The following is a 12980-nucleotide window of genomic DNA, read 5'->3' as shown; positions in this document are numbered from 1 at the left end:
CTTTTAAAATCTATGTCAGTTTGAGCGCAGTCGAAAACTACATTGTTTTGACTTCCTAAGCATTTCGACTGCGCTCAATGTGACAGTGTACTATTTATATGCTTTGGTATTATTATTTAAAATAGCTAAACGTTTCTCCGTCTTCTATTTTTAAGAGCGTTTCGTAAATCAATTTTATAACGTTTTCTACATCACTTTTGTGTACCATTTCTACAGTGGTGTGCATATATCGCAATGGCAAAGAAATTAAAGCCGAAGCAACACCTCCATTACTGTAGGCAAAGGCATCTGTATCTGTCCCTGTAGCTCTTGATAATGCTGCGCGTTGAAAAGGTATTTTCTTTTCTTCAGCAGTGTCTGTAATTAAATCTCTTAGTTTTTGTTGTACTGCAGGTGCATATGCCACAACAGGACCATCACCGATTTTTGCTAAACCTTGTTTTTTAGGATCAATCATTGGAGTCGTTGTATCGTGCGTTACGTCAGTAACTATGGCAACATTTGGTTGTATGGTCTCAGTAATCATTTGCGCTCCACGCAAACCAATTTCTTCTTGCACAGAATTGGTGACATATAATCCAAAAGGCAGTTTCTTTTTATTTTCATGAAGTAAACGTGCAACTTCAGCGATCATAAAACCTCCCATTCTATTGTCCAAGGCTCTACAAACAAATTTGTCTTTATTCAAAATATGAAATTCATCAGGATAGGTGATGACACAACCTACATGAACTCCCATTTTGTCAACTTCTTTTTTATCCTTAGCTCCTATATCAATACAAATATTGTCTGGTTTAGGTGGTTCTTCTTTTGCTCTGCTTCTGGTATGTATTGCTGGCCACCCAAAAACACCTTTTACAATGCCTTTTTTGGTATGAATGTCTACAATTTTACTTGGAGCGATTTGATGGTCACTTCCTCCATTTCTTATCACATAGATTAAACCTTTGTCAGAAATATAGTTAACGTACCAAGAAATTTCATCTGCATGTCCTTCAATAACCACTTTAAATTTGGCCTTTGGATTAATTACGGCAACTGCCGTTCCATAGGTGTCAGTAATAAATTCATCAACGTACGGTTTTAAATAATCCATCCAGATTTTTTGCCCTTCCCATTCATATCCTGTAGGTGAAGCGTTATTTAGGTATTTTTCTAAAAAGTCCATCGACTTTTTGTTTAGTAATTGCTTTTTAGCCATGTGTGTAAAATTTTTCTTTAAAAATAATAATATTAATACGAATTTAAGGTTAAAGGATATATTAATTCTTAATTTTGGAATGGTTTTAGTATAATATAAATTCATGAAATATATTACCTACATAATACTGTTTTTTTCACTGACTCTTTTCGCCCAAGAAGATCCTGTAAAACAAGATTCAACTCAGGTGCATTATATGATTATTGAAGGTGATTCTATTCCTGTTACAGCTGTAGAATTAGATGAGGTTATGGTGCTACCGAACTTATATTTTGCAGATAGAGATGCGCGAATTCGATATATTATACTACGTCGAAAAACACTTAAAGTATATCCTTACGCTAAGTTAGCTGCAGAACGATTAGAAGCATTGCAAAAACGATTGGATGAATTAGATCGAAGAAGTGAAAAAAAGCGCTATGCTAAGATTATTCAGAAATACATAGAAAATGAGTTCTCTGCAGAGTTAAAAAAATTGACCAAAACGGAAGGTCAAATCTTAGTGAAATTGATTCATAGACAAACTGGCAAAACTACCTTTCAACTCATTAAAGAGTTGCGAAGTGGTTGGCGTGCCTTTTGGTTTAACAATACAGCGAGTTTATTTGATATTTCCTTAAAAAAAGAATTCAATCCATTAGTTGAAGAAGAGGATTATTTAATTGAAGATATTCTTCAACGTGCGTTTCAAAACGAAAGACTGAAACGTCAAGATCCTGCTTTTGATATCGATTTTTATGCCTGCGTTAATAAATGGTCAAAACCTAAGACAGAATCTAAACCTAAATCTAAAGGTTAAATGCGAATTCAAACAAAGCTAGAGGAACAACTCAATGCATGGACGCATGGTATTGGTGCTGCTCTTGGAATTGCAGCATTGGTATTACTGCTTGTATATGTAGATCCTGATAAGCCTTTTAGTCTGTTTAGTGTTGTTGTTTATGGAATTTCAATAATAATTCTGTTTTTAGCATCTACATTATATCACTCAGTTAAAGGTGAAAAACGTAAACACTATTTTAGAATTGTGGATCACATTAGTATTTATCTGCTTATTGCTGGTACTTACACACCAGTATTACTAATTAGTTTAACCAATAGTTTAGGTTGGACACTTTTTTGGGTAGTATGGGGAATTGCGGCATTTGGTGTTATTTTGAAACTCTTTTTTACTGGAAAATTTGAAGTTTTTTCAACGCTCTTATATTTAGTAATGGGCTGGCTTATTATATTCGATTTTTCAAATGTATCTGAAGCACTTGGATCTAATGGCATATTGTGGTTGTATGCTGGAGGTTTGTTTTATACCATTGGAATTGTTTTCTACGCTATTCAAAGAATTCCTTATAACCATGTGATTTGGCACTTGTTTGTTTTAGGAGGCGCTATTTGCCATTTTTTTATGATATTCAATCACGTTATTTAAGACTTCAGTATCATCTTTTTTATAATAACAATTTGCCCTAAATGATAATGTGTGTGCTCAATTATGCCAGCTAAATTTCTATAATAAGTTCCATATTTTTCTTCTTCTAGAAAGGTTTCAAGAATAGTATTATCAAGTTTTTCTATTAAAGTAATAAATTCTTTAGCTTCTGACCAGATGGTAGTTTGAAAGTCTTTCCATTCCGTTTCGCTTTGTATTGTTGGATGCTCGAAACTAAATTTATCTCTAATGGTTAAATCACCTCCTTTTAAAACATCCATAGTCCCACTTATGTAATAATGAATATGATAGGTAAGCGCTAGAATGGTATTTAAGTTATTGACTCTTTTGACAGCCATTTCTAGTGTAACATCTTTTATGGTATCTTTTAAATTTGATGCTGTCCAATTACCACCAAAATAGACTTGGTTTAGATGTAATGCTAGTTGTTTTGTTGTATTCATTAGTATATTAAGATGAAGCTTTACTGGCCGTCAACTCTGCAATTTTACAAATCACTTCTACAGCTTTTTGCATACTTTCTACTGGCACATACTCATAACGTCCATGAAAATTATGGCCACCAGCAAAAATATTAGGGCAAGGCAATCCCATGTAAGACAGTTGAGACCCGTCAGTTCCACCTCTAATGGGTTTAATGAGCGGTTTAATACCTATTTGTTTCATTGCTTCTTCGGCAATATCTACAATATGCATTACAGGCTCCACCTTTTCCTTCATGTTAAAGTATTGGTCAGTAAGCTCTATTTTAAAAACTTCGGCCTCAAATTTTGAATTGAGATCTAAAACAATTTTTTCCATTAATGCTTTACGCGCATCAAACTTCGCTTTGTCATGATCTCTAACAATATACTTCAATGTAGTTTCTTCAACTTTCCCTTCAATGCTATGTAAATGAAAGAAACCTTGGTAACCTTCTGTGTGCTCTGGTGTTTCTAATCGTGGTAATGCATTAATAAATTCCGTAGCATAATACATAGAATTTACCATTTTTCCTTTGGCATAACCAGGATGAACAATTTTTCCTTTAGCCGTAATTTTTGCACCTGCAGCATTAAAATTCTCATATTCTAATTCACCAATTTGGCTACCATCCATAGTGTAAGCCCAATCCGCATCAAATTTTTCAACATCAAATTTGTGTGCTCCTCTACCAATTTCTTCATCTGGAGTAAAACCTACTTTAATAGCTCCATGTTTAATTTCTGGATGATTAATAAGATATTCCATAGCCGTGACTATTTCTGTAATACCAGCTTTGTCATCTGCTCCTAAAAGTGTAGTTCCGTCCGTAGTAATTAAAGTCTGACCTTTGTAAAGTAAAAGGTCTTCAAAATAATCTGGAGACAAAACAATGTTTTCTTCATCATTAAGTACAATGTCTTTACCATCGTAATCTTCAATAATTTGAGGTTTTACATTTGCGCCTGTAAAGTCTGGAGAGGTATCGAAATGCGAAATAAAACCAATAGTTGGTACTTTATGCTCAACATTACTTGGCAAGGTTGCCATGATGTATGCGTTATCGTCGATGCTGACATCGCTCATACCAATTGCTTTGAGTTCATCCACTAATTTATTTGCCAAATCCCATTGCTTTTTGGTACTTGGTGTGGTTTTTGAATTTGGATCAGATTCAGTATCAATAGTAACGTAGCTGATAAATCTGTCTATGATATGTTGTTTTGGTGTCATTAGAAATGCTTTATACTCAAAAATAATCAACACTTTGTTAAGGCACAAGTTTCTTTTAATTTGATTCTATTTGCTTTATTTTTGCATAGCAAAAGCGCTCACATGTATAAAGCAATTATCCGACCAATTTTATTTCGTTTCGATCCAGAGAAAATACATCATTTTACATTTTCTTTAATCAGAAATATTTCCAAGTTACCAGGAATGAAAAGCTTGTTTAAAAGCTTATACTTGGTTGAGGATAAAAGACTGGAGCGTGAATTATTTGGACTAAAATTTAAAAATCCGGTTGGCTTAGCTGCAGGTTTCGATAAAAATGCTGTTTTGTATAATGAATTGGCCAATTTTGGATTTGGTTTTATTGAAATAGGAACCGTAACACCTAAAGCTCAAGAAGGTAACCCTAAACAACGTTTATTTAGATTAAGAGAAGATGAAGGCATTATTAATCGAATGGGCTTTAATAATGAAGGACTTGAAGCCGCGATTGCGCAATTGAAAAAAAATAAAGGGCAACTCATTATTGGCGGAAACATTGGTAAAAATACCCAAACACTTCCTGAAGATTATACAAAAGATTACCTCGAATGCTTTAATGCCTTGCATCCTTATGTCGATTATTTTGTGCTTAATGTAAGTTGCCCAAATGTGGGAAGTCATGCCAAATTGAACGACAAAGATTATTTGTTAGAGTTAATTTCTGCTGTTCAAAATGCAAATTCGAAGTTTAAGGATTCAAAACCAATTCTTCTTAAAATCGCACCAGATTTAAATAATGTTCAATTAGATGAAATTGTAGAGTTAATAACTGAGACCAATCTCGATGGTGTTATAGCTAGTAATACTTCAGTAGATAGAACTGGATTAAAAACCAGCGATGTAAGACTTAAAGACATTGGGAATGGTGGTTTAAGCGGACAGCCTATAAAGCAAAAATCTACAAGAGTAATTCAATATTTGGCAGATAAAAGCAACAAGTCATTTCCTATCATAGGAGTAGGAGGAATTCACTCTGCAAAAGATGCACTTGAAAAACTGGAAGCAGGAGCGGATTTGGTTCAAGTTTATACAGGTTTTATTTATGAAGGCCCAAAGCTAGTAAAGACTATTAACAAGGCAATACTAAAAAAGACACAGTAAATGTGTTTTTTTAGATATTGTCCTAAACTTGCAATAAATCTTTAACTGAAGTTTAATTTATAATTAATTTCTTACTCTCCGTATTTCCAGATGTATTGGTCAATCTTATAATATAAATTCCTTTTGTAAGGTCTGTTGTATCTAAATGCTGTTCATCTCTTGTCGTTGCAAATGATAATTTTTTAATGTTCTTTCCTAAAACATCGTAAACTTCTATTGAATTAATATCATTCGAATTACTAATGGTAACGCTACCTGTATTATTAGGATTAGGGAATAAAGTAATAGAATTTAATGCTTCTATATCCTTAATGTTTAAAGTTGTACTCTTAAAAGTCACAGTTAATGTTCCTATTTTTGAAGTATTGAAAGGATAACCTGCAGCACCGGCTATATTCGTTATAACTCCTCTAGGTACTGTTTCAGGATTTTCTTGTGAATAACCAAAACCATCTTCTGTACCTGCATCGTATGGAAATAAATCTATTGTAAATGTTTCTTTCCATTTATTCATGCTAGTGTCCCATAAACTAAGGCTATTAACAGCTATCATCCAATCCGGACTCGGAGCAATCATAGACAATAAAGTTAAAAGTGGATAATCTTCAGATACAGTAACATTGCTAAACGTTGCGGAACTGATAGCAGCAAAAGGTGAAAACGATTGGTTTAAATATTGCTGCGCATTTCCAGCATTTACTGCAGTTTGAACTTCAGCGCCAAATTCTCCACCTGCACCTGTCTCTGCAATATTCTCCACACCAAGCGTAGCAACTCCTCCCATTTCTAAAAATGTGACATTACTATTGTGGTTTACTCCAACTAAGTCAGACCAATGAGCATTGCCAGGCACTGTCCCGTGATCTGTAGAATTCCAAGTGCTTGTAAAATTAATATCGTATGTTGCTGTTGACTGTGCACTAAGCCAAACAGTATGTAGTAATGCTAATACTAAAATAAGTGTAAGTGTAATTTTTTTCATGGCTGACTTTTTTTGTTCATAAATTTAAGTCGAAAGTAATTGCGCATCTTTACAAATAATTATGTTTTAATGTATTTTATTACAAATTTTAACTTTGAACTATCAGATAATTCTATCATTTGCCTTGGCAACATCTGCATTGGCCATTTCACTTGGACCAGATAATATATTTGTATTGGTGCAGGAGGTTTTGATTCTGCAAAAGATGTATTAGAAAAATTAGATGCAGGTACTGATTTAGTTTAAACATATACTGGATTTATCCATAAAGGTTCATATTCATCAAAGACCGTAATAAAGTCCTAGAAAAAAGCACATTAATTAATGCACTTTTTCCATTTAATATTTTTTATTCTAATTCTTTATAAAAGACAGAACCTGGTTTACACTGTCTTTTGTTAACTTTATAAAATACATAGCACTATTTAGGCTTTCTATATTTATTTCAAGATCTGTATTAGATTTTACCTGAGACGTTTTTAAAATCTGACCTAAAGTGTTATAAATCACATAAGAATCTGGTATAGATTTAGTAGTAATAACTATACTATGAGATGAAGGGTTAGGAAATAACCTTATACTTTCTGAGCTAAAATCACTAATACTTAATGTGCCATTGAAGAAGTTGTTCGTTTCTCCATAACCAATATCACCTCCTGTAGCTAAAAGTGAATTATCATCTGCTCTTAATTGATATGATCCATTTCCTGAAGAACAGCAAATACCATCACCAATACTATCATTTATTTGAAAAGCGTAACATTCGTTAGTATTAATTGTAAAAGTTTCAGTTATGGTGTTGTTAGCATCAAAAGGTCCAGTATATGGTCCTCCAGAGTATATAACAGTATTATTACCATCTAAAAATTGCCAAGAAGTCTCAGACGCATTATCATCTAGTGTTAAGCTAAGAGCTATCGTCGAGGTATTAATTTCCATAGCACCAACGCTGATATATTGCCTTTTAACTTTACTTGCATTTGAAGTTCCATCTGATATTGTCAAAGCAACATCATAAGAACCAGTCTCATTATAGGTGTGCGTTATGTTTTGTGTTATATAATCAGTAATGTCATCTCCATCGACATCCCAAGCCCATGATATTGCTCCAATACTATTGTCTGTGAAGTTTATCGTTTGGCTTAAGTCACAACTTAGTGTAACGTTAGCATCAAAATCTGGACTAAAACTTGGACAAATAAGATTCGTTCTAGAAATTTGATATATAGCCTTCATTCTAGCTATTTGTTGAGGTGAGAATACTGTTAAACATTGATTACGAGAATAAGACATTATATTCAATGGATCTGGCACATAAAAATCACCATTTACATCTTGATCATTACCAAAATATATGCAAGCCCCACTTACTTTTCCCTGAAGCAATGGATCTGCAGGTGTATCACATATAAAATCTCCTGTAGATTCACAATTAGATCCGTTTACCAATTCCTGAGAAGAACCATCTACATTGCTATTACCGTGAGTATGAGACAAAGCAAGGAAATGCCCCATTTCGTGTGGTAATGTACCAAAACCACTGCCTGTACAACTATTAACCATCATTATAGTCTCAGGACCACCAGGGAAATAGGCGTATCCACAAACTGGAGTGCCATTAGAAGAGGCTGAACCTGTAAAATAAATATTCAGAACACCATTAAGGCTATTAGCGTTTGTTAATGAATTTTCTTCAACAGATTGAAAATCATAAAAAGCATCGCTATCAATATAGTTTATGCCTTCGCATAAAAAGAAACTTAGGCCAACAACTTCAAAAACTGAGTTTAATTCAGTTATAGCGTCCTCTAAATCCGTTAAAGGTAAGCCACCGTCACCATTACTCTGCCGTATAATGTGTGCTTTTATTGGTATCGAGTTTGTCGCGGTTGAGTTTCTTGAGAATGTTTGTTGCTGCAAAAATTGTTCTTCCAAAGCTTTAACTTCATTCTTTATGGAGTTAAAATACTCTTGATTTTCAGAAGTGTATTTGAAACCACATTCAATGTTTTGCGAAAAAGCTCGGATGCTGAACAAAAAAATTAATGTAGCAGTAAAACAGAATTTCGAGTAGTTTTTTAAATTCATTTGTAGAAATTTTAATTTTTTATAATTTATGCATAATTATTTTACTTCATAAATATTTATTGTTAATAGTCATTTTAGGTTATTAAATTACTTAATAATAAGCTTTCAATATTCAAGAAATCCAATATGTTTTGGTGTATTTTAGTGAAAAATTTTATCGCTTGAATTACGAAATACTGATCTCATTTGCATTAGCAACTTCTGCATTAGCCATTTCACCTGGACCAGATAATATATTTGTATTAGTACAGAGTATTACCAATGGAAAGTCCTACGGATTGGCAACAGTTTGTGGTTTAATAACGGGTTGTATAATTCATACAACGTTATTAGCTTTTGGTGTTTCTGCCATTATTGCGTCAAATGAATCCATCTTTTTCGTAATTAAACTATTAGGTGCCTTGTATTTAATTTACTTGGCCTATAAAGTGTTTAAATCTGATGGGCACATCGATTTAGAATCTAATGTAACACCCAAGAAAAGTTTGAAAGGTTTATTTGTTCAAGGATTTTTTATGAATGTTTTAAACCCTAAAGTGACGATTTTCTTTTTGGCATTTTTCCCAGGGTTTCTGTTTAGTGAAACGGTGAGTACAGTTTGGCAGTTTTACATTTTAGGAGGCATTTTTATGTTAGTGTCTTTTGTGATTTTTTCTTCAATAGCTTTATTGGCAGGACAAATAAAAAGCTACACCTTAAAGCATGAAAACTCGGGATTGTGGCTTAAGTGGCTTCAGATATTGGTATTCATTGGGATTGGTATTTTCATTTTGTTATAGAAGTAAAAATAGTTGTGCAATTTGAGAAAACTACATCTAAAAATAAACTTAAAAAAAAATGTAATAAATATGTCAATTGTTAATCTAAAGAGTAAACAAATTTTTTGCAATGATAAAATTGATAGTTTTAATTCTGACATTATTAATACAAAATATAGCACTATCCCAAACCGAAAAAAACCGATATCCTTTTAAAGTTGACCTAATAAGTAAAGGAAAACCTATATCGTTGATTCCGGGTTTGGACTTTACAGGAAAAGTCAATTCATTTATTTTGGGTAATGTATAATAGGGAGCAATTTTTTCAACATATTTATGGGGATTTAAAAGATAAAATCTATCGTCTATGCTTAGGTTTTATGGGGAATACCTCCGACGCAGACGATTTATTTCAGGAAGTTTTGATAAAAATTTGGAATAATTTAAATGGTTTTAGAAAAGAAAGTTCTGTTAATACTTGGGTGTATAGGATTACAACCAATACGGCTTTACAAGCCGTAAATAAAATCAACAAATCGAGAATTAAGCACACCAACTTAATTCCTAATAATTTAAGAGCAGAAAGTAATCAAACATATGAAACTTTACAAGATGAGAATATTAAAAAGCTATACAAAGCTATTTCTTCATTAAAAGAAATTGATAGAATCATAATTGGTTTACTTTTAGAAGATAACAGTTATAAGGAAATAGCAGATATAACAGGAATTAGTGCATCTAATGTTGGCGTAAGAGTAAATAGAATTAAAAAGAAACTAGCTGATAAAATCTAATGATCATGGAAGAGCAAATTTTAAAATGGAAGAGTATGTGGCAAGAACAAAAATCAAATTCACTTGAATATAACGAATTAATTGAACGATTAAATCAAATGGAAAGAAACGCTAAAGCTGAAAGAAACAAGTTGCTTATTATTACGGCTGTTCTTGTAATAGCTTGTTTAATTCGACTGTCAGAATTCTTAACAAATAAATATTATTGGATATCATTTCTAATGATATTAATTGGTGTTTCAATAAAATTAGTACCTCTATACAAGGCTAAATATGGAATTATTTCTGATAAATCAGATTTTAACAATCGTGAGTTTATTAAAAAACTGACGCAGAAAATGAATTATAATATTAGACATTTATTGATATATATGACTATTATTTTAGTGGCTTTAAATATTGCGTTACTCGGCTTATACGAAAAAGCCACCATATTTAATTTTGAGTTTAATAATGAAAATAGAATATTCTTTCATCTAGCAACAATAATTCTTTTTGTCATTGCTTACATTTCAAATAAGAAAAATTCAGATAAGAATAAGAGAAAAGTATTAAATTTAATTTCTGATTTAGAAAACAACTATAACTAGGACAGTCGACATTTAACTCCAAACGTTATTTTCTATAGATATTAAGGAATAACTAATAAATATTATGATGACTATTTCTATGAATAGGAAACGATTGCTTTAAACTATGATATTTCATGGTTTAAAAAAAAATATTATTTTTGTAAGTAAAATTCTACCTAATTTTAAATAACCTTATATGAAACAAGTATCCTGTGTTCTTTTATTCTTTCTATTTAGTAATTTTTTTCATGGACAAACAACAAATTTCATTAGTGCCTCAGATATGCCAAGTGCTAAAAGTGCAACGAGTTCTGCTAATGATGGTAGTTATATTTATGTCACTAATGGATTTAGTCTGGCTGGAGGCTACACTATGGATGTGTTTAAATTTGACATCACCAATAATTCTTGGAGTGTTTTAACTAACAGTACTATAGCTAAACGGTTTGGCTCAGCTGCAATAGTAGGTAACAACTTATTTATTTTTAATGGTTATATTTCAAACAATGCATTTAATGATGCTATTGAGGTTGTAGATACATCTACAGGCACAGTAAGTAATACAGGTCTGGTAAACCCAGAACCAGCTGCAGCAGCAGGAGTATCAGTAGATGGAAATATAGTTTATTCCTTTGGCGGAAGTATTGCTACAGGTTATTCCAATAAATTATATGCTTTCAATACAGCGACATTAACACTAACCGAATTAGGCACTATGCCAGTTGCATTAGAAACTAAAGGCGAAGTTGTTAATGGAAAACTCTATGTCATTGGAGGATTTAATGGTAGCGTATCCGATAAAATATATGTTTATGACATTGCAACCGATGCTTGGACAGATGAATATACATTACCACAAGGATTATCAGCTAATGCTACAGCTGTTGTGGGAAACAAAATATATGTTGTAGGTGATTTTTCTGATCAAAATTTTACAGGATATTTTGATACAGCAACAAATACGTTTACAGAAACTTCAAGTAACTTAATTAATCGTAGACATGCTTCTGCAGAAGGCGTTAATGACGAATTATATGTTATGGGAGGTAATACGTCATCAAGCGGAACGTCAGCACTTTCTGGTGTTCAAACTACAAATACAACACTTAGTGTTGGTGGCTACGATGAAAAGTTAATTTCTGTGTACCCAAACCCAGCATCAAACTACATATATTTTTCAAAGAAAATTGATAGACTCATGCTAATAAATATGACAGGTAGCATCATTAAGAAGGCTTCTGATATTAAATCTTTAGACATTCAAGATTTACAAGACGGATTTTATTTCTTGAAACTTGAAGACAATAATAATATGGAAACCATAAAGTTAATAAAGAATTGAAGATATTACTATCTGTCTTATCAATAGTCTAACAATCTTTTATTCGAATTTTAGTATGGTTTAAATTGCACTATATTTGGTGTTAATGAACAAAGCCGTAAAAATCATAGAATGTCCAAGAGATGCCATGCAAGGCATTAAGGAGTTTATACCTACAGAACAGAAGGTGCAATACATTCAGTCCTTGCTTCGTGTGGGTTTTGATACCATTGATTTTGGAAGTTTTGTCTCACCAAAAGCTATTCCGCAAATGGTGGATACAGCTGACGTTTTAGCTCAGCTAGATTTAAGTCATACCAGAAGTAAACTGCTCGCGATTATCGCGAATACAAGAGGCGCGACTGATGCATCAAAACATACTGAAATTGATTATTTAGGCTTTCCGTTTTCAATATCCGAGAATTTTCAAATGCGTAATACGCACAAAACCATAGCGCAATCTGTTGTAACACTTAATGAAATCTTAGAGATTGCCAATAAGACGAATAAAGAAGTTGTGGTGTATATCTCAATGGGTTTTGGAAATCCGTATGGAGACCCTTGGAATGTCGATATAGTAGGTGAGTGGACCGAACGTTTAGCTAAAATGGGCGTAAAAATTTTATCGCTTAGTGATACCATTGGCAGTTCTGACCCAGAAAATATAGATTATTTATTTTCTAATTTAATTCCAAAATATCCAACTATTGAATTTGGTGCACATTTACACACCACACCAACCACCTGGTTCGAAAAAGTAGATGCAGCATACAAAGCAGGATGTCGTCGCTTTGATGGTGCTATACAAGGTTTTGGTGGTTGCCCAATGGCAAAAGATGAATTAACTGGCAATATGCCTACCGAAAAAATATTGTCTTACTTCACTCAGAAAAAAGCGCACGATCTTAATGCCATGAGTTTTGAGAGTGCATATAATGAGGCTACAAAGATTTTTACGAAGTATCACTAGAGAAAAAAGCGC

General features: G+C 32.7%; 13 protein-coding genes. 8 read left to right on the top strand and 5 right to left on the bottom strand.

Going from position 1 to position 12980, the window contains the following annotated elements; translation table 11 throughout:
* Positions 1–112: 112 nt before the first annotated feature.
* Positions 113–1201, bottom strand: a complete 1089-nt coding sequence (locus tag SJY34_RS03635; protein ID WP_400079003.1) for a M42 family metallopeptidase — start codon at positions 1199–1201, stop codon at positions 113–115.
* A 103-nt stretch (positions 1202–1304) separates the two neighbouring features.
* Here SJY34_RS03635 and SJY34_RS03630 point away from each other — a divergent pair, with 103 nt between their 5' ends.
* The gene (locus SJY34_RS03630; RefSeq protein WP_400079002.1) at positions 1305–2000 is read left to right on the top strand and encodes a DUF4294 domain-containing protein; all 696 of its coding nucleotides are present in this window, start codon (positions 1305–1307) and stop codon (positions 1998–2000) included.
* Positions 2001–2627 carry a hemolysin III family protein gene (locus SJY34_RS03625; protein ID WP_400079000.1) on the top strand — a complete coding sequence of 209 codons (627 nt, stop codon included), beginning with the start codon at positions 2001–2003 and terminating at the stop codon, positions 2625–2627.
* Here the strand turns inward: SJY34_RS03625 and SJY34_RS03620 are convergent.
* Positions 2624–3091 (bottom strand): DUF1572 domain-containing protein, encoded by a 468-nt coding sequence (locus SJY34_RS03620; RefSeq protein ID WP_400078998.1) that lies wholly within the window; start codon positions 3089–3091, stop codon positions 2624–2626. The two genes, SJY34_RS03625 and SJY34_RS03620, sit on opposite strands and share 4 nt — an antisense overlap.
* Before the next feature lie 7 nt (positions 3092–3098).
* Entirely contained in the window at positions 3099–4343 is a 1245-nt protein-coding gene (pepT, locus tag SJY34_RS03615; protein WP_400078996.1) for a peptidase T, read from the bottom strand.
* A 102-nt stretch (positions 4344–4445) separates the two neighbouring features.
* On the opposite strand from pepT, the gene SJY34_RS03610 reads away from it, so the two are divergent.
* Positions 4446–5483 (top strand): quinone-dependent dihydroorotate dehydrogenase, encoded by a 1038-nt coding sequence (locus SJY34_RS03610; protein ID WP_400078995.1) that lies wholly within the window; start codon positions 4446–4448, stop codon positions 5481–5483.
* A 52-nt stretch (positions 5484–5535) separates the two neighbouring features.
* Here SJY34_RS03610 and SJY34_RS03605 read toward each other — a convergent pair whose 3' ends face one another.
* Together SJY34_RS03605 and SJY34_RS03600 are read right to left on the bottom strand one after the other, a co-directional pair.
* On the bottom strand, positions 5536–6465 hold the full coding sequence (locus tag SJY34_RS03605) for a spondin domain-containing protein (protein WP_400078993.1): 930 nt from the start codon (positions 6463–6465) through the stop codon (positions 5536–5538).
* Positions 6466–6819: 354 nt separating this feature from the next.
* Entirely contained in the window at positions 6820–8553 is a 1734-nt protein-coding gene (locus SJY34_RS03600; protein ID WP_400078991.1) for a T9SS type A sorting domain-containing protein, read from the bottom strand.
* A gap of 161 nt (positions 8554–8714) precedes the next feature.
* On the opposite strand from SJY34_RS03600, the gene SJY34_RS03595 reads away from it, so the two are divergent.
* The 5 genes from SJY34_RS03595 (at position 8715) to SJY34_RS03575 (ending at position 12968) form a co-directional block, all read left to right on the top strand.
* Positions 8715–9332, top strand: a complete 618-nt coding sequence (locus tag SJY34_RS03595) for a LysE family translocator (RefSeq protein ID WP_400078989.1) — start codon at positions 8715–8717, stop codon at positions 9330–9332.
* 281 nt (positions 9333–9613) lie between these two features.
* Entirely contained in the window at positions 9614–10105 is a 492-nt protein-coding gene (locus SJY34_RS03590) for an RNA polymerase sigma factor (RefSeq protein ID WP_400078987.1), read from the top strand.
* Positions 10106–10110: 5 nt separating this feature from the next.
* Positions 10111–10695: a hypothetical protein gene (locus SJY34_RS03585; RefSeq protein ID WP_400078985.1), complete on the top strand. Its 585-nt coding sequence runs from the start codon at positions 10111–10113 to the stop codon at positions 10693–10695.
* A 178-nt stretch (positions 10696–10873) separates the two neighbouring features.
* Positions 10874–12019 (top strand): kelch repeat-containing protein, encoded by a 1146-nt coding sequence (locus SJY34_RS03580; RefSeq protein WP_400078983.1) that lies wholly within the window; start codon positions 10874–10876, stop codon positions 12017–12019.
* Between the two features lie 85 nt (positions 12020–12104).
* Positions 12105–12968 (top strand): hydroxymethylglutaryl-CoA lyase, encoded by an 864-nt coding sequence (locus SJY34_RS03575; RefSeq protein WP_400078981.1) that lies wholly within the window; start codon positions 12105–12107, stop codon positions 12966–12968.
* Positions 12969–12980: the final 12 nt, after the last annotated feature.

The organism is Winogradskyella sp. R77965 (assembly GCF_044594915.1).
GTDB lineage: Bacteria > Bacteroidota > Bacteroidia > Flavobacteriales > Flavobacteriaceae > Winogradskyella.
The sequence above is the reverse complement of the archived record's forward strand: the minus strand, read 5'-3'. Positions and strand labels throughout refer to the sequence as shown.